At 73.9% G+C, this 24,057-nt stretch carries 22 protein-coding genes and 1 tRNA gene; 18 read left to right on the top strand and 5 right to left on the bottom strand.

Annotation, left to right across the window (positions count from 1 at the left end; translation table 11 throughout):
* The first annotated feature begins 40 nt into the window (after positions 1 to 40).
* The 7 genes from pdhA (at position 41) to IE332_RS26580 (ending at position 7,512) form a co-directional block, all read left to right on the top strand.
* Complete coding sequence (gene pdhA / locus IE332_RS26610; RefSeq protein WP_189921046.1) at positions 41 to 1,147, top strand: pyruvate dehydrogenase (acetyl-transferring) E1 component subunit alpha; 1,107 nt, start codon at positions 41 to 43, stop codon at positions 1,145 to 1,147.
* 1 nt (position 1,148) lies between these two features.
* Entirely contained in the window at positions 1,149 to 2,150 is a 1,002-nt protein-coding gene (locus IE332_RS26605; RefSeq protein WP_189921044.1) for an alpha-ketoacid dehydrogenase subunit beta, read from the top strand.
* 12 nt (positions 2,151 to 2,162) lie between these two features.
* Positions 2,163 to 3,566, top strand: a complete 1,404-nt coding sequence (locus tag IE332_RS26600) for a dihydrolipoamide acetyltransferase family protein (protein ID WP_189921042.1) — start codon at positions 2,163 to 2,165, stop codon at positions 3,564 to 3,566.
* A 34-nt stretch (positions 3,567 to 3,600) separates the two neighbouring features.
* A complete protein-coding gene (locus tag IE332_RS26595; protein WP_189921040.1) occupies positions 3,601 to 4,617 on the top strand; it encodes an AvrD family protein in 1,017 nt (338 codons plus the stop codon).
* A gap of 105 nt (positions 4,618 to 4,722) precedes the next feature.
* On the top strand, positions 4,723 to 5,739 hold the full coding sequence (locus IE332_RS26590; protein ID WP_189921038.1) for a beta-ketoacyl-ACP synthase III: 1,017 nt from the start codon (positions 4,723 to 4,725) through the stop codon (positions 5,737 to 5,739).
* Between the two features lie 57 nt (positions 5,740 to 5,796).
* Entirely contained in the window at positions 5,797 to 6,033 is a 237-nt protein-coding gene (locus IE332_RS26585; protein ID WP_189921036.1) for a phosphopantetheine-binding protein, read from the top strand.
* A gap of 72 nt (positions 6,034 to 6,105) precedes the next feature.
* Entirely contained in the window at positions 6,106 to 7,512 is a 1,407-nt protein-coding gene (locus tag IE332_RS26580; RefSeq protein ID WP_189921034.1) for an FAD-binding oxidoreductase, read from the top strand.
* 57 nt (positions 7,513 to 7,569) lie between these two features.
* On the opposite strand, the gene IE332_RS26575 is transcribed toward IE332_RS26580, so the two are convergent.
* Positions 7,570 to 7,654, bottom strand: a tRNA-Leu gene (locus IE332_RS26575).
* Positions 7,655 to 7,945: 291 nt separating this feature from the next.
* Here IE332_RS26575 and IE332_RS26570 point away from each other — a divergent pair.
* The 3 genes from IE332_RS26570 (at position 7,946) to IE332_RS42260 (ending at position 10,984) form a co-directional block, all read left to right on the top strand.
* Entirely contained in the window at positions 7,946 to 9,277 is a 1,332-nt protein-coding gene (locus IE332_RS26570; protein ID WP_189921032.1) for a M20/M25/M40 family metallo-hydrolase, read from the top strand.
* A 247-nt stretch (positions 9,278 to 9,524) separates the two neighbouring features.
* Positions 9,525 to 9,770, top strand: coding sequence for a chaplin (locus IE332_RS26565; protein WP_189921030.1), 246 nt, complete (start codon positions 9,525 to 9,527; stop codon positions 9,768 to 9,770).
* Positions 9,771 to 10,111: 341 nt separating this feature from the next.
* On the top strand, positions 10,112 to 10,984 hold the full coding sequence (locus IE332_RS42260) for a chaplin family protein (RefSeq protein ID WP_189921029.1): 873 nt from the start codon (positions 10,112 to 10,114) through the stop codon (positions 10,982 to 10,984).
* A gap of 178 nt (positions 10,985 to 11,162) precedes the next feature.
* On the opposite strand, the gene IE332_RS26555 is transcribed toward IE332_RS42260, so the two are convergent.
* Positions 11,163 to 11,369, bottom strand: coding sequence for a DUF5703 family protein (locus IE332_RS26555; RefSeq protein ID WP_268256616.1), 207 nt, complete (start codon positions 11,367 to 11,369; stop codon positions 11,163 to 11,165).
* 367 nt (positions 11,370 to 11,736) lie between these two features.
* Between IE332_RS26555 and IE332_RS26550 the strand changes: the two genes are divergently transcribed.
* Complete coding sequence (locus IE332_RS26550) at positions 11,737 to 12,342, top strand: hypothetical protein (RefSeq protein ID WP_189921027.1); 606 nt, start codon at positions 11,737 to 11,739, stop codon at positions 12,340 to 12,342.
* 113 nt (positions 12,343 to 12,455) lie between these two features.
* On the opposite strand, the gene IE332_RS26545 is transcribed toward IE332_RS26550, so the two are convergent.
* The gene (locus IE332_RS26545; RefSeq protein WP_189921025.1) at positions 12,456 to 14,624 is read right to left on the bottom strand and encodes a helix-hairpin-helix domain-containing protein; all 2,169 of its coding nucleotides are present in this window, start codon (positions 14,622 to 14,624) and stop codon (positions 12,456 to 12,458) included.
* Between the two features lie 45 nt (positions 14,625 to 14,669).
* Complete coding sequence (locus tag IE332_RS26540) at positions 14,670 to 15,650, bottom strand: aldo/keto reductase (RefSeq protein WP_189921023.1); 981 nt, start codon at positions 15,648 to 15,650, stop codon at positions 14,670 to 14,672.
* Positions 15,651 to 15,960: 310 nt separating this feature from the next.
* Here IE332_RS26540 and IE332_RS26535 point away from each other — a divergent pair, with 310 nt between their 5' ends.
* The gene (locus IE332_RS26535) at positions 15,961 to 17,007 is read left to right on the top strand and encodes an LLM class F420-dependent oxidoreductase (protein ID WP_189921021.1); all 1,047 of its coding nucleotides are present in this window, start codon (positions 15,961 to 15,963) and stop codon (positions 17,005 to 17,007) included.
* A gap of 80 nt (positions 17,008 to 17,087) precedes the next feature.
* Here IE332_RS26535 and IE332_RS26530 read toward each other — a convergent pair whose 3' ends face one another.
* A complete protein-coding gene (locus tag IE332_RS26530) occupies positions 17,088 to 18,068 on the bottom strand; it encodes a magnesium and cobalt transport protein CorA (protein WP_189921019.1) in 981 nt (326 codons plus the stop codon).
* Between the two features lie 183 nt (positions 18,069 to 18,251).
* On the opposite strand from IE332_RS26530, the gene IE332_RS26525 reads away from it, so the two are divergent.
* The 6 genes from IE332_RS26525 (at position 18,252) to mshC (ending at position 24,054) form a co-directional block, all read left to right on the top strand.
* Positions 18,252 to 18,944, top strand: coding sequence for a histidine phosphatase family protein (locus IE332_RS26525; RefSeq protein ID WP_189921017.1), 693 nt, complete (start codon positions 18,252 to 18,254; stop codon positions 18,942 to 18,944).
* A gap of 241 nt (positions 18,945 to 19,185) precedes the next feature.
* The gene (locus tag IE332_RS26520) at positions 19,186 to 19,752 is read left to right on the top strand and encodes a DUF3090 family protein (protein WP_189921104.1); all 567 of its coding nucleotides are present in this window, start codon (positions 19,186 to 19,188) and stop codon (positions 19,750 to 19,752) included.
* Between the two features lie 44 nt (positions 19,753 to 19,796).
* Positions 19,797 to 20,594, top strand: a complete 798-nt coding sequence (locus IE332_RS26515; RefSeq protein ID WP_229928931.1) for an SCO1664 family protein — start codon at positions 19,797 to 19,799, stop codon at positions 20,592 to 20,594.
* A gap of 67 nt (positions 20,595 to 20,661) precedes the next feature.
* On the top strand, positions 20,662 to 21,591 hold the full coding sequence (locus tag IE332_RS26510) for an AraC family transcriptional regulator (protein ID WP_189921012.1): 930 nt from the start codon (positions 20,662 to 20,664) through the stop codon (positions 21,589 to 21,591).
* 150 nt (positions 21,592 to 21,741) lie between these two features.
* On the top strand, positions 21,742 to 22,596 hold the full coding sequence (locus IE332_RS26505; protein WP_189921010.1) for a dioxygenase family protein: 855 nt from the start codon (positions 21,742 to 21,744) through the stop codon (positions 22,594 to 22,596).
* Positions 22,597 to 22,824: 228 nt separating this feature from the next.
* On the top strand, positions 22,825 to 24,054 hold the full coding sequence (gene mshC / locus IE332_RS26500; protein WP_189921008.1) for a cysteine--1-D-myo-inosityl 2-amino-2-deoxy-alpha-D-glucopyranoside ligase: 1,230 nt from the start codon (positions 22,825 to 22,827) through the stop codon (positions 24,052 to 24,054).
* Positions 24,055 to 24,057 lie beyond the last annotated feature (3 nt).

The raw sequence follows: 24,057 nt of genomic DNA, 5'->3' as shown, positions 1-24,057 counted from the left end.
CACGCACGGCCCGTCACGCCCCGCCCGTCATGCCCCACCCATGAGGAAGGAGGTCGCCATGCCGCACGCGCACACCCCGGCCGACGCCGTCCAACTGCTCACCCCGGACGGCGAGCGGAAGCACCACCCCGACTACCCGCTCGATCTGACGGACGATCAACTCCTCGGCCTCTACGAGTCCATGGTCCGCGCCCGCCGGATCGACGCCGAGGGGGTGCTGCTCCAGCGCCAGGGCGAACTCGCCCTCTGGCCCTCGCTGCTCGGCCAGGAGGCGGCCCAGATCGGCTCCGCCCTGGCGCTCGACGACGAGGACCACGTCTTCCCCAGCTACCGCGACCACGGCGTGGCGCTCGCCCGGCAGGTCGACCCCCTCGACCTCTTCGCACTGTTCCGGGGCACCACCAACGGCGGCTGGGACCCGAGGGAGCACAACTTCCACCTCTACACCCTCGTCATCGGCGCCCAGACGCTGCACGCCACCGGCTACGCGATGGGCGTTGCCAAGGACGGCGCCGACACCGCCGTCATCGTGTACTTCGGCGACGGCGCGACCAGCCAGGGCGACGTCAGCGAGGCCTTCAACTTCGCCGCCCTCAACGACGCCCCGGTCGTCTTCTTCTGCCAGAACAACCAGTGGGCGATCTCCGAGCCCACCGAGAAGCAGAGCCGGGTGCCGATCCACCGGCGGGCGGCCGGCTTCGGCTTCCCCGGGATCCTGGTGGACGGCAACGACGTGCTGGCCTGTCTGGCCGTCACCCGGCAGGCACTGCGGCGCGCCCGCAGCGGGCAGGGCCCGACGCTGATCGAGGCGTTCACCTACCGCATGGGCGCCCACACCACCTCCGACGACCCCTCCCGCTACCGCGACGCCGAGGAGGTGCGCGCCTGGGAGCTGAAGGACCCGATCACCCGCCTCCGGGCGCACCTGCTGGCCGACGGCCGGGCGGACGAGGAGTACCTCGCCCGGGTCGACCGGGAGAGCGAGGAGGCGGCCCGGGCCGTCCGCGCGGCCGTCCGGTCGATGGCCGCGCCCCCGGCGGAGGCGATGTTCGGCCACGTCTACGCGGACGGCCACGCCCTGGTGGCGGAGGAGGCCGCGCAGTTCGCGGCCTACACCGCCGCCCTCGCGACCGCGGAAGGGGTCTGAGATGGTGGCGACGAACCGCGATCCGGCCGCAGGGCCCGCCCGCACCCTCGCCCAGGCGGTCAACTCGGCCCTGCGCGCCGCGCTGGAGGAGGATCCCAAGGTCCTGGTGATGGGCGAGGACGTCGGCAGGCTCGGCGGCGTCTTCCGGGTGACCGACGGCCTGCAGAAGGACTTCGGCGACGGCCGGGTGATCGACACCCCGCTGGCCGAGTCCGGCATCGTCGGCACCGCGATCGGCCTGGCCCTGCGGGGCTACCGACCGGTGGTGGAGATCCAGTTCGACGGCTTCGTCTTCCCCGCCTTCGACCAGATCGTCACCCAGCTGGCGAAGCTGCACGCCCGCTCGAACGGCCGGCTCACCCTGCCGGTGGTCATCCGCATCCCGTACGGCGGCGGCATCGGTGCGGTCGAGCACCACAGCGAGTCCCCCGAGGCGCTGTTCGCCCACGTCGGGGGAGTGAAGGTGGTCTCGCCGTCCAACGCGGCCGACGCGCACTGGATGCTCCGGCAGGCCATCGCCGGGAACGACCCGGTCGTCTACTTCGAGCCCAAGCGCCGCTACTACGACCGCGCGCCGGTGCCGCCCGCCGCCGAACTGCCCCTGCACGCCGCCCGGGTGGTCCGGCCCGGCCGGGACCTGACGCTGCTCGGCTACGGACCGACCGTGGCGACCTGCCTGGAGGCGGCGGCGGTCGCCGCCGAGGACGGCGACAGCCTGGAGGTGGTCGACCTGCGCTCGGTGTCCCCGATGGACTTCGACACCATCGAGGCCTCGGTGCGGCGCACCGGGCGGCTGGTGGTCGTGCACGAGGCGCCGGTGTTCTTCGGCGCCGGCGCCGAGATCGCGGGCCGGATCACCGAGCGGTGCTTCCACCACCTGGAGGCCCCGGTCCTGCGGGTCGGCGGCTACCACATGCCGTACCCGCCGGCCGCCTTCGAGGAGTCGTACCTGCCGGACGTGGACCGCGTCCTGGACGCCGTCGACCGCGCCCTGGCGTACTAGAGGAGAGGAACCGTGACCACAACCGCGCAACGCGTCCGCGAGTTCCCCCTGCCCGACGTGGGCGAGGGGCTCGTGGACGCGGAGATCCTCACCTGGCACGTCCGGCAGGGCGACCGGGTGACGGACGGCCAGGTCGTCTGCGAGGTGGAGACGGCCAAGGCCAGCGTCGAACTGCCGATCCCGTACGACGGCGTGGTGCACCGGATCCACGTCGAGGCGGGGACGACGGTCGCGGTGGGCGCCGTCATCATCTCCGTCGACACCGGGGCGGACGGCCCGGAAGGCGCCGGAGCGGCCGACACCCCCGACGGCCCCGGTACGTCCGCCACCCCTGCCGCGCCCGCGGCCGGAACCCCGGACGCCGAGGCGCCCGAGGCCCGGCAGCCGGTCCTGGTCGGCTACGGCGCTGCTCCCGGGCGGTCCGGCCACCGGCCCCGCCGGCGGAACGGGGCGCCGGCGCCCACCCCGGCGGCACCGGCCGCCCCGGCGGCACCGTCCACCCCGCCCGCACCGACCGCTCCGGCCGCGCGCACCGAGCGGCCCGCCGCCAAGCCGCCCGTCCGCAAACTGGCCAAGGACCTCGGCGTGGACCTGGCCGCGGTCGTCCCCACCGGCGCCGACGGCGTGGTGACCAGGGCGGACGTGCACGCGGCCCACGACGCACCGCCCGCTCCCGTTCCCGCACCCCCCGTGGCCGCCGCACCCTCCCCGAGCGCGGGCGAGACCCGCATCCCGGTGAAGGGCGTGCGCCGGGCCACCGCCCGGGCGATGGTCGCGAGCGCCTTCACCGCCCCGCACGTCACCGAGTTCGTCACCGTGGACGTGACCCGCACCATGACCCTGGTCCGGGAGCTGAAGCAGGACCCGGAGCTGGCCGGCCTGCGGGTGAGCCCGCTGCTGCTGGTGGCCAGGGCGTTCCTGCTCGCGATCCGGCGGCACCCGGAGGTGAACGCCCGCTGGGACGAGGAGAACCAGGAGATCGTCCGGACGGACCGCATCAACCTGGGCATCGCCGCCGCCACCGAGCGCGGTCTGCTGGTTCCCAACGTCAAGGACGCGGGCAGTCTGACGCTGCCGCGACTCGCCCGGGCGCTGGGGGAGTTGGTCACCACCGCCCGCGAGGGCAGGACGACCCCGGCCGCGCTGGCGGGCGGCACGGTGACCCTCACCAACATCGGCGTCTTCGGGGTGGACACCGGGACGCCGATCCTCAACCCCGGCGAGTCGGCGATCCTCGCCTTCGGTGCCGTCCGGGAGCGGCCGTGGGTCCACAAGGGCGAGGTCCGGCCCCGGCAGGTCACCACCCTGGCGCTCTCCTTCGACCACCGGCTGGTCGACGGCGAGCTGGGGTCGAAGGTGCTGGCCGACACCGCCGCCGTCCTGGAACACCCGAAGCGCCTGCTCACCTGGGCCTAGCCGTACCGGCCCGGCCGACTCTCCGAGGGAAGCCATGACTGACACCGCAGCGCAGACCCGCCCCCGTCGCGTCACCGTCGACGACTACCTGGGGCCGGGAGAGAAACGTTTCTTCGGTGAGGGCTACAAGCGCGCCCACCAGCGACTGACGGACATCCGGGTCAGTGGCGGCCCGGACGGCACCGGCTCCGTCCGCGCCCTCGCCTCCGTCCGCTACCCGGACGACTGGTCGAAGAAGGGCAAGCACAACCAGCGCCCGCACCTCAGCAGCATCGACGTCCTGCTGCTGGCCGGCGAAGCCGCCGAGGTCCACCTCGCCCACGTCCTGGGCCTGGACGCCGAGCAGCGCGGCACCGCGCGGCTGCGCCGGGTCCGGATGAAGGCCGGCACCAGCCCGGTGGAGGAGGAACTCGACGAGTTCCCGGTGGCGGCGACCGTCACCGAACTCCCCGGCGCGAGCCCCGACCCGAGCCGACGGGTGTCCGCCGTCGACTGCCAGGTCGGCGCCCTGCGGGCACGCCTGGAGATCGAGCACCCGGCCGGCGCCGCCCGCACCGAGCCCGGCTCGTACGCCGACCCCGACGAACTGCTCGGCAGCGCCGCGCTGCGCCCGTACGGGGCGGCGCACCGGAGCAAGTACCAGGTGATCGAAGGACTCTCGGTCGACTTCCCGGCGAACTCGGCCGCCGCCACGGTCAGTTCCCGGTTCCGGTCGGACCAGGACCTCCCGGTGCGCGGGCTGGAGGGCTACAGCCACCGGGCGACCTCGATCCTCGACGTCTTCGTCGCCGCCATCCAGCTCGGCCAGATCCTGCTCTACGAGATCGACGGCGTCCCGCGCTCGGAGAGCAACACCCTCTGGATGCGGCAGACCGTGCTCGACATCGGCGACCCGCGGCAGCCGGTCACCGTGCCCGACCGGCTCACCGTGCGCCTCGACGAGACCGAACTGCTCACCTCGCGCGACGGCGAGACCTGGCGGCTGGTCGACATCGTCGGCGGCTTCCGCCACATGTCGGTCCGCTGCTCGGCCGCCCACCGGCTGCCGTGACGACGCCGCCTCCCGCTGCCCCCACCACCTCCTTCGGACGCCGACCGTGGAAAGGACCCCGAACATGACCGATCGACTCCGCCGCGCCACCCCCGGAGGCCGGTCATGAGCCGGGCCGCCGTCCTCGCCGGCCTCGGCGCCATGGTGCCGGAGCGGGCCGTGGACAACGAGGAGATCTCCCGGCTGGTCGACACCAGCGACGAGTGGATCCGGACCAGGACGGGCATCAGCCGCCGCTACTGGGCAGCCCCCGGCACCGCCACCGGCGACCTCGCCGTGGTCGCCGGCCGGCGGGCGCTGGAGTCCGCCGGGGTCGACACCGTCGACCAGGTGATCCTGGCGACGAGCACGCCCAACCGGCCGATGCCCGCGACCGCCCCGGAGGTCGCGGCCGCACTGGGACTCGCCGGGGTGCCCGGCTTCGACCTGTCGGCCGCCTGCGCCGGCTTCATCTACGGCCTCCACTCCGCGGCGGGCGCGATCGCCGCCGGGTTCGCCGAACGCGTCCTGGTGATCGGCGCGGACATCTGGTCGACCCGGCTGGACCCGGGGGACCGGGCCACCGCGATCATCTTCGGCGACGGCGCCGGCGCGGCGGTGCTGCGCGCCGGGGACGCCACCGAGCCGGGCGCCCTGACCGGCTTCGACCTCGGCAGCGACGGTGCCAACCGCGACCTGGCCTTCCTGCCCGCGGGCGGGTCCCGGCAGCGCTCCGAGCGGGCGCCGCTGCGCGAGGAGGACAACTACCTCGCCATGCGCGGGAAGGAGATCTTCACGCACGCGGTCTCACGGATGGCGGGCTCCTCGGAGGCGCTGCTGAAGCGGATCGGCTGGACCGCCGAGGACCTCGACTGGTTCGTCGGCCACCAGGCGAACGTCCGCATCCTGCACACCGTGGCCGACGTGATGGACGTGCCGCGCGACCAGGTGGTGGTCCACCTCGACAAGGTCGGGAACACCTCGGCCGCCTCGATCCCGCTCGCCCTCACCGACGCGGCCGCCGAGGGCCGGCTGGAGCCCGGCCAGAAGATCCTGCTGACCGCGTTCGGCGGTGGCCTGAGCTGGGGCTCGGTCGCCCTCAGCTGGCCCGACATCAAGGTGACCGGCATCGAGACCGCCTGATCCGGGCCTTCCCCTTCCCCTGCTACCTCCCTCCCGAGCTGTGTGAAAGGACCGACGATGGACCGCATCACCGAGCGCATCCTGACCATCCTGCAGGACAAGTTCTCCCTGGACGGCGAGCTCACCGCCACCACCGCCTTCTCCGACCTCGACCTCGACTCCCTCGTGCTGCTGGAGCTGTCGGTGATCCTGGAGCGCGAGTTCGGGGCCCGCGTCCCCGAGGACGAGATGGCCGAGGCGGGCAGCGTGGCGGGCCTCGCCGCCCTGATCTCCGCCCGCACCGCCGCGGTCTGACTCCCGCCCCGCCCCGCCCCGCCCCGCCCCTTCCGACACCCCTCCGACTTTTCCGATCAACAGGAGTCACCGATGACGCTGAAGAACCGCTCGGGTCAGCCCGTCGAGCAGGCCCACATCGACGCCCTCCGCGCCGCGGTCCGCGGCGAGGTGTTCGCCCAGGACGACGAGGGGTACGCCCAGGCGCGGCTGGTGTGGAACGGCTACTTCAACCGCCGCCCGGGCCTGATCGTGCGCTGCGCGGGCGCCGCCGACGTGGTCGACGCGGTCCGCTTCGCCACCGAGCACGACATCCTGCTGGCCGTGCGCAGCGGCGGCCACAGCTACCCCGGGCACTCGACCATCGACGACGGCCTGGTCGTCGACCTGAGCCGGCTGAAGGGCATCCGGGTCGACCTGCAGCGCGGCGTCGCGATCTGCGAGCCGGGCCTGCTGCTCGCCGAACTCGACGACGAGACCTACCGGTTCGGGCTCGCCGTCACCGGCGGCCAGGTGTCCCACACCGGCATCGCCGGACTGACGGTCGGCGGCGGGATCGGCTGGCTGTGCCGGGCCCAGGGGCTCACCGTGGACAACCTGGTCGCGGCGGACGTCGTGCTGGCCGACGGCGAGGTACGGCGGGCGAGCGCGGAGGACGACGCCGACCTGTTCTGGGCGATCCGCGGCGGTGGCGGCAACTTCGGCATCGTCACCTCCTTCGAGTACCGGCTGCACCCGCAGGGCGCCTGCCGCACCGGCGTCGTGGCCTACCGCGCCGCCGACCACGCGGCGGTGGCCCGCGGCCTGTCCGCCTTCGCCGCCGCCGCCCCGGACCGGCTGGCCCTGGCCGCCGGGTTCTTCGACCTGGAGGACGGCTCGACCGGCATCGCCGTCCGCTACGTCGACACCGCGCCGGCCGAGGACACCGACGCGCTGGTCGACGGCCTGGCCGCGTTCGGCCCCGAGCCGGTGCTGCGGACCACCGAGACCCTGCCGTACCCGAAGGTCCAGCAGCTGGCCGACGCGGACATGGCCCACCACCGCCGCTACTACACCCGCTCCTTCATGGTCGACACCGTGACCGAGGAGGCCCTCGCCACCCTGATCGAGGGCTACCGCAGCCGGAAGTCGGAGCTGTCCCAGATCGGCCTGATGCTCCTCGGCGGCCAGGTCGCCCGGGTCGCCCCGGAGGCCACCGCCTTCCCGCACCGCGACCCCGGCTTCCTGGTCACCCTGCTCGGCGGCTGGACCGAGGAAAAGGACGACCGGGCCAACACCGACTGGTGCCGCTCGGTCTACGACACCCTGCAGCGGTTCACCTCGGGCGGCGTCTACGTCAACGAGCTGGTCGACGAGGGCGAGCGCCGCATCCTGTCCGCCTACGGCGAGGGCCACTACCGCCGGCTCTCCGAGCTGAAGGCGAAGTACGACCCCAACAACGTCTTCCGGGTCAACCAGAACATCAAGCCCGCCAAGCCCGCCGAGCCCGCCCGGGCCTGAGCCGGAAGGAACCCCGGAAACGAAAAGAACCCCAGACGAATCTGGGGTTCCTGCCGGTGTCCGAGGGGGGACTTGAACCCCCACGCCCGATAAAGGGCACTAGCACCTCAAGCTAGCGCGTCTGCCATTCCGCCACCCGGACCAGGTGTCGTCCTCGCGGCTTCCGATCTCTCGTCCGTCGCGCTGACAGATGTAACTGTAGCAAAGATCGGCTTGGGCTCCCAAAACGGTTTCCGGCCGGGGTGCGGTGCGGGTGGCGGGAGCAAGGGCCGGCGTGTGGCGGGGTCGTGACCAGCGGGTTTCGGGGGCGTGCGGGGGCTGGATCCGGGTCGGGGGCTGGGGGAGGATGGACGGACGTGCTCGTACGGCCCGGGTGCAGGTCCCGGGGGTGGCGCGCTGGTGCGTCGGTGCGGGCCAAAGACGAGGAGTGACCGTGAGCGAGCGGAGCGAGTCGGCGGCGCCGAAGGTGACGGCTGAGTCGGAGGTCGCCGGGATCTGTCGCGATCTGATCCGGATCGACACCAGCAACTACGGTGACGGCTCCGGCCCGGGCGAGCGCAAGGCGGCCGAGTACGTGGCCGAGCAGCTCGCCGAGTTCGGGCTGGAGCCGCAGATCTTCGAGTCGGCCAAGGGCCGGGCCTCGACGGTGGTGCGGATCGAGGGCGAGGACCGCTCCCGCCCGGGCCTGCTGATCCATGGCCACACCGACGTGGTGCCGGCCAACGCCGCGGACTGGACGTACGACCCGTTCGGCGGCGAGATCGCCGACGGCTGCGTCTGGGGCCGCGGCGCGGTCGACATGAAGGACATGGACGCGATGACCCTGGCGGTCGTCCGGGACCGGCTGCGCACCGGGCGCAAGCCCCCGCGCGACATCGTGCTGGCCTTCCTCGCCGACGAGGAGGCCGGCGGCACGTACGGCGCGCGCTACCTGGTGGACAAGCACCCGGGGCTGTTCGAGGGCGTGACCGAGGCGATCGGCGAGGTCGGCGGCTTCTCCTTCACGGTCAACGACCAGGTCCGCCTCTACCTGGTGGAGACGGCCGAGAAGGGCATGCACTGGATGCGCCTGACGGTCGAGGGCCGGGCCGGGCACGGTTCGATGGAGAACGACGACAACGCGATCACGGAGCTGTGCGAGGCGGTCGCCCGGCTCGGCCGGCACCAGTTCCCGCTGCGGATCACCAAGACCGTCCGGGCCTTCCTGGACGAGCTGTCGGACGCACTCGGGGTCGAGCTGGACCCGGAGAACATGGACGAGACGCTGCGCGTCCTCGGCGGCATCGCCAAGATGATCGGCACCACGCTGCGCAACACCGCCCAGCCGACCATGCTCGGCGCCGGGTACAAGGTGAACGTGATCCCCGGTCAGGCCACCGCGCACGTGGACGGCCGCTTCCTGCCCGGCTACGAGGAGGAGTTCCTGGCCGAGCTGGACAGCGTGCTCGGCCCGCGTGTGAAGCGCGAGAGCCTGCACTCGGACAAGGCGATCGAGACCGGCTTCGACGGGGCGCTGGTCGAGGCGATGCAGACGGCGCTGCGGGCCGAGGACCCGATCGCCCGCGCGGTGCCGTACTGCCTGTCCGGCGGGACGGACGCCAAGTCCTTCCAGGACCTGGGGATCCGCTGCTTCGGCTTCGCCCCGCTGCAGCTGCCGCCGGAGCTGGACTTCGCCGGGATGTTCCACGGCGTGGACGAGCGGGTGCCGGTGGACGGCCTGAAGTTCGGCGTCCGGGTGCTGGACCGGTTCATCGACGCCTGCTGATCAGGCGACTGGGTCGGCCCGCTCCAGGGGTGCCGGGGGCGGGCCGACCGCATTGTCGGAGCTGATGATTGTGGGATGGGCTCAGGGAGATCAACAGAAACGATTCTCCCCGGAAATCCAGGCTGATCATGTGTGCGAGTCATCACCGTTGCGGGTGAATGGCAAATCTGTTCCGTACCCCGTTTGCCGCAGCGTCGTTCATTCCTGTGTAGCCCGCCGAACGGGTTGCGTTGTCCATACAGGAGGAATGATGAAGGTCAAGAAGATCGCCGCCGTCGCCGCCGCCACCGGTGGTCTGGTTCTCGCCGCCGCCGGCGTGGCATCCGCTCACGGCGGTGCCGGTGCCGAGGGTGTGGCCGCCGGTTCCCCGGGCATCGTGTCCGGCAACCTGGTCCAGGTCCCGGTGCACATCCCGGTGAACGCCTGTGGCAACACCGTCAGCGTGATCGGTGTGCTGAACCCGGCGTTCGGCAACCACTGCGCCAACTTCTGAGTCGACCCCGGGCTGCTGAGGCCCGTTGAGAGGACTCGACCCGGCCCCCGGGCGGCGGACGCGCCGCACCGGGGGCATTCGCGCGTCCGGAGCGCCGGACACGTGTGCGGAGCGGGTGAGCCGGACGGGTCGGCCGGGCGGATACACCCGCCGGATACAAAAGGCACGACACGATCGCTCGATCGGGTGAAGCTGCCGCGTTCGGCCCAACCTCGCCGTTGGCTTCTCGTTAACTCCTGTGCAGCCGAAGACCTTGCGTGATTTACGGATATATCAAAATTCCGACTTTCATAAGGTTCATGTCAACGTCGACATCTCGTCTCGAAACGTCAGGGGAAAACATGAGGAATGTAGCCAAGAAGGGGATCCTCACGGCCGTGGCCGCCGGCGGCGTGCTGGCCTCGACCGCCGGCTACGCCTACGCGGGCGCCGAGGCGCAGGGGGGTGCCGTCGGGTCGCCGGGTGTCGCCTCGGGCAACTCGGTGCAGGTGCCGGTCGAGGTGCCGATCAACGCCTGCGGGAACACCGTCGACGTGATCGGCGCGCTGAACCCGTCGTTCGGCAACCGGTGCGCCAACGCCGGCGGCGGTCGCCACGCGGCGCCCCAGGGCGGTCAGGCCGGCCACTCCGGTCAGACCGGCGGCGGCACCGCGAGCTCCGGCACCGGCGGGAACCGGGGCACCACCGCTGCGGGCTCCTCCGCCTCCGGCACCGCCGCGGGCTCGCCCGGCGTCGCCTCCGGCAACAGCATCCAGGCCCCCGTGCACATCCCGGTCAACGCCTGCGGCAACTCCGTCAACGTGGTCGGCGTCGGCAACCCGGCCTTCGGCAACGAGTGCGGCAACGTGGCGCACCCCGCCCCGGCCCCGAAGCCGAAGCCGGGCGACGACTGCCCCGAGAGCAGCCACCCGACCCCGCCGCAGACCGGCGGCGAGAACGCCCCGGGCAACCCGCGCAACGGCGGCCCGTCCACCGCGAGCCCGGCCGCGCCCACCGCCAACGGCGGCCCGAGCGCCCCGGCGGTCGTCCCGGCCGCCGCCCGTACCTCGGCCCCGGCCGCCGCCGCGCCGGGCGCCACCGCTCAGGGTGCCCCCGCCGGCAGCCAGCTGGCCTCGACCGGCGCCGGCGGCGTCGAGTTGCTCGGCGCGGCCGGGCTGGCGCTGCTGCTCGGCGGCGGCGTGCTCTACCGCCGCGCCCGCGCCGGGGCCCGCTGACCGGGTAGGCCGGCGGCCCGGGCGCCCCCACCCGCGGCCGCGCGCCCCCGCCGGGGAAACGACGGACCCGCGGCCGCCCGAGGAACGGGCGGCCGCGGGTCCGTGAAGGCCGTGTGCCGGAAGGCCGCGTACGACAGGTGTGGCGCCGGTGCCCGCTCGACGGGGAGCGGGCCGCCCGTCACCAGTTCCGGACCTGGCGGATGATCCTCCGCTTGAGCCGGACGGTCCGGCTGCCGTCGGGGAACAGCCTCAGCCGGTCGAGCTCCCAGTGCCCGTACTCGGCGTGCTCGGTGAGCAGTTGGCGGGCCGCGTTGCGCGAGGTGCCGCGCGGCATGCGCAGCGACTGGTACTCGTACTCCGGCTGCCGGACCGGTTTGCGTGGGATCAAGACGCTCCTCCTGGGGATCACCTACGGGCAAGCCTACGGCCTGCCCCGGACAGTCGGCCCGGGTATTTCCGGCCGTCCTCCCGCACGGGAACGGCACCCCGGGAGGGTCGCGACCAGGGCCGCCGACTGACAGTGGATCAGTTCTGTTGCTCCTGTGGAGGGGATACCCCGATCCCGGCGCGCGAAGCGGTGCCCGAACGGCCCCGGCGGCCCCGCCGCGCGCCCTCTGCGCCGGTTCCACGCCGGTACCGCAGGGGGACGTTCCCGTACAGACCGGACATCAGGGCGGAAGTTGCGGTGAAATCGCGGGTGTAGGTGACAACCGCTGTGCGTACCGACACCGCGGGGAGATAGCGTCTGCACCATGTCTGATGCCGCGCAGCCCACCATTGCCGAGGTACGCGCCGCCGCTGAGGCGGTCAAGGCCGCCATCGACCGTCATCTGGAAGCGGTGTCAAGCCCCAACGCAACCGATGATCCCGACGTGTCCGCCGCCTACGAGCAGCTCGCGACGGCGGCCATCGCCTACGACCAGCTCCTGTACGAGGCCTACGACGAGGTCACGCCCTTCGAGATCCCCGGGGACGAAGGGCCCGGCGGGTACCACGGCCCCGAACAGCCCGAGGCGATCAGCGTGTTGATCCGCCGCGACTACCACGTCGTCGACCCCGAGAGGCTGCGCGCCCAGGCCGAGCGCCTGGACGAGTCGCTGACCCCGGGCGGCGCCGGTGCGAGCGGGGTCAACGCCGCGATCGGCGTGCTGTTCGGCGAGTACGAGCCGGACGAGATCGCCGCCCGCAGCGAGGAGTTCGGCCTGGAGGAGGCGGACTCGACGCTCTGGGTCGCGGCGGCCGAGCCGACCGAGCCGGGGGAGTGGCTGCCCGAGCCCTTCGAACACGCCGATCCGCAGCTGCTGATCTGCCGCTTCGACGTGAGCGAGGTCTACGACGACGAGGACCCGGACGACTGACGGACGGCGTCCGGGACGGACGACGGGCGGGCCCCTGGCCGGGGGCCCGCCCGTCGCGCGTTCGCGGTCCGTCGGCGGTCCGCCGACCGCCCGTCGTCAGCCGACTCAGTGCCTCAGTACGCCGAGGCGGCGTTCTCGGCCAGGACCGCCCGCAGCCGGGTGGTACGCGGCTGCGCCGGGCGCTCGGCGACGGCCTGGACGAGCGCCGGACCCGCCGCGTGGACCACGGACAGGTGCCGCTCACCGCGCCCGAAGGCGGTGTAGACCCACTGCCGGGTGAGCCCGGGAGCGGCGTCCTCCGGGAGCACCACCACCGCGCCCGGCCAGCGGCGGCCCAGCGCCTGGTGGACCGTCAGCGCCCAGCCGTGCCGCAGCCGGGCGGCCTCGGCGGGCCGGACCGTCCGGCGGGAGCCGTCCGCGTACTCCAGGTGCAGACCGGTGGCGTCGCCGTCCAGCACCCGGGCCGGGTGGGTCACGCCGGGCGCCGGGGAGTCGACCACCCGGTCGCCCGGGTCGAAGCCGCCGAACCGGCCCGGGCCGGGGTTGAGCCGCGCCTTGGCGGCGGCGTTCAGCGCCCGGGTGCCCGCCACGCCGCCGTGGCCCGGGGTGAGCAGCACCACCTGCTCGGCCGGGATGCCGAGGGCGCGCGGAATGGAATCGGTGAGCAGCTGGATGGCGCGGTGGACGGCCTCGCCGGCGTCCTTGGCGGTCAGGATGACCACCTCCTTGTCCGGCGCCTCGACCGGCTGGAGCTCGCCGATGCCGACGCCGGAGACCAGCTCGCCGATCGGGCCGAAGTCCGGGGTGCGGGAGGCGACCGCCGGGCAGACCTTGGCGGCCAGCAGGTCGGCGAAGAACCGGCCGGGACCGGCCGACCAGAGCTGGCCCGGGTCGCCGCTGAGCACCAGCCGGGTGCCGTCGGCGAGCGACTCCAGGACGGTCGCGGCCAGGTCGACGTCCAGCAGCGGCGCGTCCAGGACGACCAGCAGGTCCAGGGCGAGCGTGCCGTCCGGGGCGCGGCCGGGGCCGGCGGCGCCGGAGAGCAGCTCGGCGAGGGTGGCCACGGGGGTGTCCGCCCCGGCCGTCCCGCCCTCGACGAGTGCGGCGAAGGAGTCCCGGCCCTGGTCGGTCCAGGTGGCGGCCCAGGCACGCAGCCCGAGCCCCCGGGCGGCGGTGACCAGCGCGGCCGGTTCGGCGCGGGCCGCCTCGCCGCCGGTGTGCAGCACCAGGGCGCTGTCGGCGACGGCACGGATCAGGGCCGTCGAGGAGGAGGACGCGGCGGCCTCGGCGGCGGCCTCCCAGGCGGCCGGGCCCGGGGCGACCGGGGCGGCGGGGATGGCGGCGGACTCGGGCTCCTCCGCGTCGCGCTCCGCGCTGCTCTCCGCGTCGCCGTCCGCGGCGTCGTCCGTCGCGTCGGCATCCGCGGGCCCGGCCTCGCCCGGGGCCGGGTCCTCGCCCGGGACGAAGGTGGCCATCAGCTGGAGCAGCTTCTCGGCGAGGCTGTCCTCCGCCATCGCCAGCCCCTCCAGCGCGAGCAGGGTCCGGGTCGGCGGCTCCTCCTCGTCCTCGCTCTGCACGCCGCGCCCGTCGGCGCCGGTCAGTGCCTCCTGGAAGGGCAGGACCTGCCCGTCCTCCACGGCGGCCCCGATCGCGGCGGCCGGGTCGGGCACGCGGAGCCGGTCGAGCCCGGCCGCCACCTCGTTGAGCTCCAGGGCCGAGTCCCCGCGCAGGGACGCCTGGGCCAGCAGCCAGAGCACCAGGGCGTGGGCGCGGCGAGGGTCCTCGGGCCGGGCCTCGGCGCCGAGCAGCCCGCGGGCGAAGCCGTCCGCGTGCTCGGGGCGTACGCCGGGCAGGCCCAGCACCGCCCACGGGTCCTCGCGCAGGCGGTCGGCGGCGTCGCCACCGAGGGCGGCCACGGCGGGCGCCGCGAGGTCGGCGGGGGCGCCGCCGGCGGCCAGCACCTCGGCGACGGCCCGCAGCGCGTCGGCGTCCGCCGGAGCGGGCGAGGCGGCCCTGGCGGGAGCGGATGCGGCCGACCGGGGCGAGGTCGGGGTGGCCGCCTGGGTGGGCACCTGGGCCGACGCCTGGGGGTCGACGGCCTCCCGGGTCCCGTCGGTCCCGTCGGCCTCGGGAGCCTCCGCGGCCTCCGGCTCCGCGAGTTCGACCGGCGGCGGCGTGCCCGGCGACTTGAACGGCGCCATCCCCCGGATCTGCTCCGCCAGCTGCGCGAACTTCGCCGCCTTCTCGGCGTCCCCCGGAGCGCCGCCGCCCGTCTCAGTCATCGTCGTCCGCTCCAAAGGTCACTCCACGTGCTTGAAAGACAGGACCTAGAGCTCGCTCCAGCCCTGGTCCGGGTAGCGGTGCACCGGCGACGAGATGTCGTCCAGCGCACCGCGGATCTCATCCGGAAGCGTAAGCGCCTCCACCGACAGTGCCGCCTGCAGCTGTGCCACCGTCCGTGCCCCGATCAGTGCGCTCGCGACCCCCGGCCGGTCCCGGACCCAGGCCAGGGCGACCGCCAGCGGGCTGCTGGCGAGCCCGTCGGCGGCGGTGGCGAGGGCGTCCACGATCCGCCGGGAGCGGTCCCCGAGGTACGGCTGGACGAACCCGGACAGGTACGGCGAGGCCCCCCGGGAGTCCTGCGGGACGCCGTGCCGGTACTTGCCGGTGAGCACCCCGCGGCCGAGCGGCGAGCCGGCCAGCACCCCGGCCCCGGCGTCCTGCGCGGCGGGGAGCGCCTCCCGTTCGATCCCGCGCTGCAGCAGCGAGTACTCCAGCTGGGCCCCGGCCAGGGGTACCCGCCCGTGGTGGGCACGCTGCCAGGTGGCGGCCCGGGCGAGCTGCCAGCCGCTGAAGTCGCAGACCCCGACGTAGCGGGCGCGCCCGGAGGAGACGGCGATGTCGAGGGCGCTGAGCGTCTCCTCGACCGGGGTCGCCGGGTCGAAGGCGTGCAGTTGCCAGAGGTCGACGTAGTCGGTGCCGAGGCGGCGCAGCGAGGCGTCGAGGGCGGCGAGCAGGTGGCCGCGCGAGCCGTCGAAGCGGCGGGCGGAGCCGGGGACGCTGCCCGCCTTGGTGGCGATGACGAGTTCGGAGCGCGGGATCAGGTTGTCGGTGAGCCGGGAGATCAGGTACTCGGCGCCGCCGTCGGCGTACACGTCGGCGGTGTCGACCAGGTTGCCGCCCGCGTCGACGAACTCCTTGAGCTGCTCGGCGGCCTCGTGCTCGTCGGTGTCGCGGCCCCAGGTCATGGTGCCGAGGCCGAGCCGGGAGACCTGCAGTCCGGTACGGCCGAGGTGACGCTGTTCCATCGGACGGGCCCTCCACTGGCCGTGGCCCCGGGAGCCCCCGGCGGCCCTGTGAACGCGCAGGTGGGGAGAGTGCTCCCCACGTCGGCTGAGCGTAGCGGCCGGTGGCGCGCACAGGTGCGAAGACCCGCAGGACGTCGACGGCGGGTGAGCGGCGAGTGCGTGGGGGCGAGAGTGTGGGGGCGGCCCGGGGCCGGGCGAGGACCGGGAACGGACCGGATGTGACCCAGCCCACCACTACTCGTCAGTAGCATGGCGGGCGCGGGCGCGGCTACCCTCGGCCCGACCCCCAACCCACTGGAAGGTGCGGCAGATGCGACTCGGGATCAACCTCGGCTACTGGGGACTCGGCATGGACGCCGACAACATCGCCGTGGCCCAGGAGGCGGACCGGCTCGGTTACGCCGTCTGCTGGGCGGCGGAGGCGTACGGTTCGGACGCCGCGACGGTGCTCAGCTACGTCGCCGCGAAGACCGAGCGGATCGACGTCGGCTCGGCCATCTTCCAGATCCCGGCCCGGACCCCGGCCATGACGGCGATGACCGCCGCCACCCTGGACACCCTCTCCGGCGGCCGGTTCCGGCTCGGCCTGGGCGTCTCCGGCCCGCAGGTGTCCGAGGGCTGGTACGGCGTGAAGTTCGACAAGCCGCTGGCCCGCACCCGCGAGTACGTGGAGATCGTCCGCAAGGCGATGTCCCGCGAGCGCCTGGTGCACGAGGGCGCGCACTGGACGCTGCCGCTGCCCGGCGGGCCCGGCAAGCCGATCAAGCTCACGGTGCACCCGGTGCGCGAGCGGATCCCGCTGTACATCGCCGCGATCGGTCCGAAGAACCTGGAGCTGACCGGCGAGATCGCCGACGGCTGGCTGGGCATCTTCTTCTCGCCCGAGCACGCCGCGATGTCCCTGGACCCGCTGGCGGCCGGCCGCGCCAAGGCCGGGAAGTCGCTGGAGGACTTCGACCTCTGCCCGACCGTGAACCTGGCGGTCGGCGAGGACATCAAGGCCGGGGTCGACGGCCTGCGCTCGTACGCCGCGCTCTACATCGGCGGCATGGGCAGCAAGGAGAAGAACTTCTACAACCAGCTGACCCGGCGGATGGGCTACGAGCAGGCCGCCGACGAGATCCAGGAGAAGTACCTGGCCAAGGACTACGCGGGCGCCGCGGCCGCCGTCCCGCACGACCTGATCGACGCCACCTCGCTGATCGGCGACACGGCCCGGATCGCCGACCGGATGCAGGCCTACGCGGACGCGGGCGTCACCACGCTCACGCTGGCTCCGTCCGGGTTCTCCCTGGACGAGCGGATCCACGCCCTGCGCACGGGCGTCGAGGCGCTGGAGCGTGCCGGACTGGCGTGACCGGACTGGCGGACCGGCGTGACCGGACGCCGGGGCGGGCGGCGGGCGGCACGACAGGCGCTGTCAGGGCAGCATGGGCCCTACAGCCAGTCGTGCCGCTTGAACACCCGGTGCAGGCCCACGCAGACCACCGCCATCAGCACCAGGACCGCCGGGTAGCCCCAGGGCTGGTGCAGCTCGGGCATGTCGTCGAAGTTCATCCCGTAGACGCCCGCGATCATCGTCGGCACGGCGGCCAGCGCCGCCCAGGCGGAGATCTTCCGCATGTCGTTGTTCTGCTGGACGCTGACCTGCGCCAGGTTGGCGCTGAGGATGTCGGACAGCAGCCGGTCCATGCCGTCCACCTGGTCGTTCACCCGGGCCAGGTGGTCGGCGACGTCCCGCAGGTAGGGCGCCGTCTCGGGGCGGACGAAGCGGGCGCCGCGCTCCAGCGTCAGCATCGGCTCCAGCAGCGGGCCGGTGGCACGGCGTACGGACATCACCTGGCGCTTGTAGCCGTAGATCCGTCCGGCGGTGTCGCGGCCGACCCGGCCGGGGGCGAAGATGTCGGCCTCCAGCTCGTCCAGGTCGGCCTGGAGGCCGGTGGCCACCTCCACGTAGCCGTCCACGATGGTGTCGGCGACCGAGTGCAGCACCGAGCTGGGCCCGTAGCGCAGCAGTTCGGGCTCCTGCTCCAGCCGGGACCGCAGGCCGCCGAGCGGGGAGTCCTCGCCGTGCCGGACGGTCATCACGAAGTCGTGGCCGAGGAAGACCATCACCTCGCCGACCGTGACGACGTGGGCGCCCGGGGCGTAGCCGAGGGTCTTCAGGGCGATGAACAGCGAGCCCTGGTAGGCCTCGACCTTGGGGCGCTGGTGGGCGCTGACGGCGTCCTCGACGGCCAGCGGGTGCAGCGCGAACTCCTTGCCGACGTGGTCGAGTTCCTCGACGGTCGGTTCGAAGAGGCCTATCCAGACGAAGCCGTCCGGACCGGCCGCGCGGGCGGCGGCGAGCGCGCCGGCCAGGTCGTCGGGGGCCTCGATCCGGCGGCCGTCGCTGTAGGCGGCGCAGTGGACGATCATGCGGGCCATTGTCACCCGATCGCGGCCGTCGGGCACGGACCCGGGCGGAACGCGTTCACCGGCCGGGGGCCGCCGGGTTGGCCGCAGGGCCGGCTGCCCGGGGCCGCCGGACGGCGTGCCGGTCGGATAACCGGTCGGTAACCCGCCGCCGCGGCGGGGCCGGGAGGCCGTAGGCTGAGCCCCATGCCCACCCTGCTGCTCGTCCGTCACGGCCGCTCCACCGCGAACACCGCCGGGATCCTGGCCGGTTGGACCCCCGGCGTGGACCTCGACGACACCGGACGCGCGCAGGCCGCCGCGCTGGCCGACCGGCTGGCCGGCATCCCGCTGGCGCGGGTCGTCAGCAGTCCGCTGGAGCGCTGCCGCCAGACGCTGGAGCCGCTGCTGGCCGCCCGGCCCGAGCTGGGCGCGCCGACCGAGGACGAGCGGCTGGGGGAGTGCCACTACGGCGAGTGGACCGGCCGTCCGCTGGCGGAGCTGGCGAAGGAGCCGCTCTGGCGCACCGTGCAGGACCACGCGGCCGCCGCGGCCTTCCCCGGCGGGGAGTCGCTGCGCGAGCTGAGCCACCGTACGGTGAGCGCGGTCCGCGAGTGGAACGGCAGGATCGCCGCCGAGCACGGCGAGGACGCGGTCTGGATCGCCTGCTCGCACGGTGACGTGATCAAGGCCGTGGTGGCCGACGCGCTCGGCCTGCACCTGGACCACTTCCAGCGGATCAGCGTCGAGCCCTGCTCGGTCACCGCGATCCGCTACACCCCGCAGCGGCCCTTCGTGCTGAGGACGGGCGACACCGGCGACCTCGGGTCGCTGGCGCCGAAGAGCGGGCCGGCGCCGGTCACCCCGGCCGGTGACGCGGTGGTCGGCGGCACCACCTGAGCGGCAGCACCCGAGCCGTACCACCCGAGCGGCACCACCCGAGCCGCACTCCTTGAACGGCACCGCCCAGGCAGTCCCCCGTCCGAGCGGCACCGCCCGGGCCCGCGGGTGCCACCCGGCCCGCGGCCGTCGGCTCGGCTCCCCGGCCGGAGCCCGGAGGTCGTAGGGTGACTAACGAGTCCGAATGGCCACGATCCCCCACGGCGGATCCGCGCCGACCGACACGATCCGGAGCGAGAGCGTGACCCGTCAGGTCTTCTTCTACGACCAGCCCGAACGGTTCGTGGCCGGCACCGTCGGCCAGCCCGGCGCCAGGGCCTTCTACCTGCAGGCCAGCGCCCGGGGCCGGATCACCAGTGTGCTGCTGGAGAAGACCCAGGTCGCGGCGCTCGCCGAGCGGATCGAGGAGGTCCTGGACGAGGCGCTGCGGCGCAGCGGCGGCGACTCCGCCATCCCGGCCGCCGCCCCCAAGGACCTGCTGGACACCGCTCCGCTGGACCTGCCGCTGGAGCAGGAGTTCCGGGTCGGCACGATGGCCCTGGCCTGGGACAGCGCGGACGGCTGCCTGGTCGTCGAGGCGCAGGCGCTGGTCGAGGAGGAGGAAGAGGAGGAGGCCGCCGAGGTCTTCACCGACGACGACGCCGGCCCGGACATGCTGCGGGTGCGGCTGTCCGGCGCGATGGCCCGGGTGTTCGCCAAGCGCGCCCTGGACCTGGTCGCGGCCGGCCGCAAGCCCTGCCCGTTCTGCAACCTGCCGCTCGACCCGGAGGGCCACCTGTGCCCGCGCGCGAACGGCTACCGGCGCTGAACACCGACACCCCGCCGCAGGCCGACCCGGCGGCCGCCGCCGCGCTGGCCGCCGACGTGCCCACCGCCCTCGCGCTGCTGCGCCAGGGCGAGCTGACGGTGCACGGCCGGCTCACCGAGGCCTCCAACGCCGCGCTGTACTGCACCGTCGCGCACGGTTCGCTGAGCGCCCAGGCCGTCTACAAGCCGGTGGCGGGGGAGCGCCCGCTCTGGGACTTCCCGGACGGCACGCTGGCCGGCCGCGAGGTCGCCGCGTACGAGCTGTCCGCCGCGACCGGCTGGGCGCTGATCCCGCCGACGGTGCTGCGCGACGGCCCGCACGGGCCGGGCATGGTGCAGCTGTGGGTCGAGCCGGACCCGGCGGCCGAACCGCTGCTGGCGCTGCAGGACCCGCGCGGCCCGGAGGAGGGCTGGCTGCCGATCGTCCGGGCCGAGGTGGAGGGCGGGCGCACCGCGCTGCTGGTGCACCACGACGACCGGCGGCTGCGCCGGCTCGCGGTGCTGGACGCGGTGCTCAACAACGCGGACCGCAAGGGCGGCCACCTGATCCCGGCGGCGGACGGCCGGGTGTACGGCATCGACCACGGCGTCACCTTCAACACCGAGGGCAAGCTGCGCACCCTGCTCTGGGGCTGGGCGGGCGACCCGCTGCCCGCCGAGGCGCTGGAGGTACTGGCCCGGCTGGCCGAGCAGCTGGACGGCGAGCTCGCCGAGCGCCTCGCCCCGCACCTGACCGGGGCCGAGCTGGACGCCACCCGGGCCCGGGTGGCCGAACTGCGCGGTTCCGGCCGTCATCCGCTGCCTCCCGAGGACTGGCCCGCGATCCCCTGGCCGCCGGTCTGAACCACCTCCGTCACCGCCTCCGTCGATGGTCTGGACCTGTCCCCGGGGCGGGTCGCAGACTGCTCCGATGGACGCGCGACGGACCACCCCCACTCCCCGAGGCACGCCGGACCTGCCGTTGCACCGCCTGCAGGTCCCGCTGCCCCAGCTGCTCCCCTTCGCCATCGGCAGCTTCGACGCGATCGGCCCGCTCTCCCGGGCGGGCTTCCCCCACCGGCACTCGTTCCACGAGATCGTCCACGTCACCGGCGGCCGCGGCGCCCACGTCCTGGACCTGGTCCACCGGACGCTGGCGCCACCGCAGTTGTGCGTGATCACCCCCGGCCAGGTGCACTACTGGGCGGACGCCGAGGAGCTCACCGGCCGGGTCCTGCTGTTCAACGAGGACTTCCTGCTCGGCAGTCCCCAGGACCTCGCCGCCCTGCGGGCGCTGGCCACCCGGCCGGCCCTCGCGCTCGGTGAACAGGCCGACGCGATCGGCGCCCTGTTCGCCGACATGGAGCACGAGTTCCTGGCCAGGGCGCCCGGCTACCAGGGCGTGCTGCGGGCCAGCCTGCACATCCTGATCGTCCGGGCGCTGCGCGCCCGGGTCCCGGACGACCGCCCGGCGGTGGCCGGCCGGTCGACCGAACTGGCTGCCGCCTTCACCCGGTTGATCGCCGAGCCGGGCGGGGTGCGGCATTCGGTGGCCTCCATCGCCCGACGACTGGGTGTCTCCCCGGGGCACTTGCAGACCCTGGTGAAGCGGGCCACCGGCCGCACGCCGGGCGGGCTGATCCGCCGCCAGCAGACCCTGGAGGCCAAGCGGCTGCTCGCCTGCACCGATCTGACGATCCGTCAGGTCGCCAAGGACGCGGGATTCGCGGACCCGGCGTACTTCTGCCGCTTCTTCCGCCGGGAGACCGGGATGACGCCGGGGGAGTTCCGGGCCCGGGTCGACGGAAAGCACCACGATCCCCGGATCATGTCCATCGCGGTCGCGCCGGACGGCCCGTAACTTTGCTGCTGGCCCGCCTCGGGAGCCGAAGGCCGCGCCGGTGTCCGGTCCGGCGCACGGGCGGGCCGCCGGTCCGGCCCTTGTCATGCCCCCACCATGGCAAGGGCCACCCCCCACCCCCACCCCCGCCTCACGAGAAGGAGACGGCGCATGCCCGAGCCCGACGGCATGATCAGCCGCAAGACCGTCCTGAAAGCCGCCGCCGCACTCGGGGCCGCCCCGCTGCTGGTCGGCGGCGGGGTCGCACTGGCCCGGGAGCAGGCCGGCAGCGGCCGGACCCCGGAGTTCACGCCCGAGTGCCACGACGGCGACGCCCCCACGATCGAGCAGACCGAGGGCCCCTACTTCAAGCCGAACTCCCCGCTGCGCGGATCCCTGGTGAACGACGGCCCCGGCACCCGGCTGGTCGTCAGCGGCTACGTGTTCGGGCGGGCCTGCCGGCCCGTCTCCGGCGTCCTGCTGGACTTCTGGCAGGCCGACGACAACGGCGAGTACGACAACGTCGGCTACACCTTCCGCGGCCACCAGTTCACCGACGCCAACGGCGCGTACAAGCTGGACACCATCGTGCCCGGCCTCTACCCGGGCCGTACCCGGCACATCCACGTGAAGCTCCAGGCCCCCGGCCGCCAGATCGTCACCACCCAGCTGTACTTCCCGGGTGAGCCGCGCAACAGCACCGACACCATCTACGACGCCCGGCTGCTGATGAACGTCCGGCAGAACGGCAACGTCCGCGAGGGCAGCTACGACTTCGTGCTGAACGTGCCGCAGAGCCCCGGCACGCCGAGCCCGACGCCCAGCTCGCCCACGCCCACCCCGACCACGCCCACCCCGACCGGGACGCCCACCGCGCCGCCGGGCGGCACCTGGGCCCCGGGCGCCTCCTACCGCGCGGGCGACCGCGTCGCCTACTCCGGCGTCTCCTACGTCTGCCTCCAGGCGCACACCGCCATGGCCGGCTGGGAGCCGCCGAACGTGCCGGCCCTCTGGCAGCGGTCGTAGCGGCTCCGGCCGCGTTCCCCGGGGAGCCGGGCGCCCGGTCAGCGGCAGGGCCGGCCGGGCGCTCACCCCTGTCCGGGGGCCGGGCGGGGTGCTCCCGTTCCGTCACGTTCCACCGGAGTTTCCGTGCAATACCAGTCGGGAAGCGGTCAGGCAACGCCAGGAAGCGATTCCAGTCGATCTTGCGCACTGGTTAGGCTTTCAAATGTTCGCAAGGTTAAAGTTGTTTCCATGCATGCCTGGCCCGCCTCCGAGGTTCCCGCCCTGCCTGGTCAGGGGCTCCCCCTCCGTATCCACGACACCGCAGCGGGTACGGTCCGAGAGGTGGTGCCGCAGGACGGCACCGCCCGGATCTACGTCTGCGGCATCACCCCCTACGACGCGACCCACCTGGGCCACGCCGCCACCTACAACGCGTTCGACCTGGTCCAGCGCGTCTGGAAGGACGCCGGCCACGACGTCCTGTACGTCCAGAACGTGACCGACGTGGACGACCCGCTGCTGCAGCGCGCCGTCGAGACCGGTCAGGACTGGACCGCCCTGGCCGAGCGCGAGACGGCCCTGTTCCGCGAGGACATGACCGCGCTGCGCATGCTCCCGCCGGCGCACTACATCGGCGCCGTCGAGTCGATCCCGTGGATCGTCCCGATCGTCCAGAAGCTGCTGGCCTCCGGCGCCGCCTACGACGTGGACGGCGACATCTACTTCTCGGTCGACGCCGACCCGCGCTTCGGCGAGGTCTCCGGCCTCACCCGCGAGGCCATGCGCCCGGTCTTCGCCGAGCGCGGCGGCGACCCGGACCGCCCCGGCAAGCGCAACCCGCTGGACGCCCTGCTCTGGATGGCCGCCCGCCCCGGCGAGCCCGCCTGGGACACCGAGCTCGGCCACGGCCGCCCCGGCTGGCACATCGAGTGCGTCGCCATCGCGCTGCGGTACCTCGGCATGTCCTTCGACATCCAGGGCGGCGGCAGCGACCTCTCCTTCCCGCACCACGAGATGGGCGCCGCGCACGCCCAGGTCGCCACCGGCGCCCACCCGTACGCCCAGGCGTACGTGCACGCCGGCATGGTCGCCCTGGACGGCCACAAGATGTCCAAGTCCCGCGGCAACCTGGTCTTCGTCTCGGCGCTGCGCCGCGAGGGCGTCGACCCGGCGGCGATCCGCCTGGCGCTGCTCTCGCACCACTACCGCGCCGACTGGGAGTGGACCAAGGACGTCCTGGACGAGGCCGTCGAGCGCCTCGCCCGCTGGCGCGCCGCGGTCTCCCGGCCGGACGGCCCGGCCGCCGAGGACCTGCTCGCCGAGGTCCGCACGGCGCTCGCGAACGACCTGGACGCGCCCGCCGCGCTGGCCGCCGTCGACCGCTGGGCCGAGCGGCAGGAGACCGGGGGCGGCACCGACATCGGCGCGCCCGGCCTGGTGACCCGCACCGTGGACGCCCTGCTCGGCGTCGCGCTCTAGGGC

The organism is Kitasatospora xanthocidica (assembly GCF_014656195.1).
GTDB lineage: Bacteria > Actinomycetota > Actinomycetes > Streptomycetales > Streptomycetaceae > Kitasatospora > Kitasatospora xanthocidica.
The sequence above is the reverse complement of the archived record's forward strand: the minus strand, read 5'-3'. Positions and strand labels throughout refer to the sequence as shown.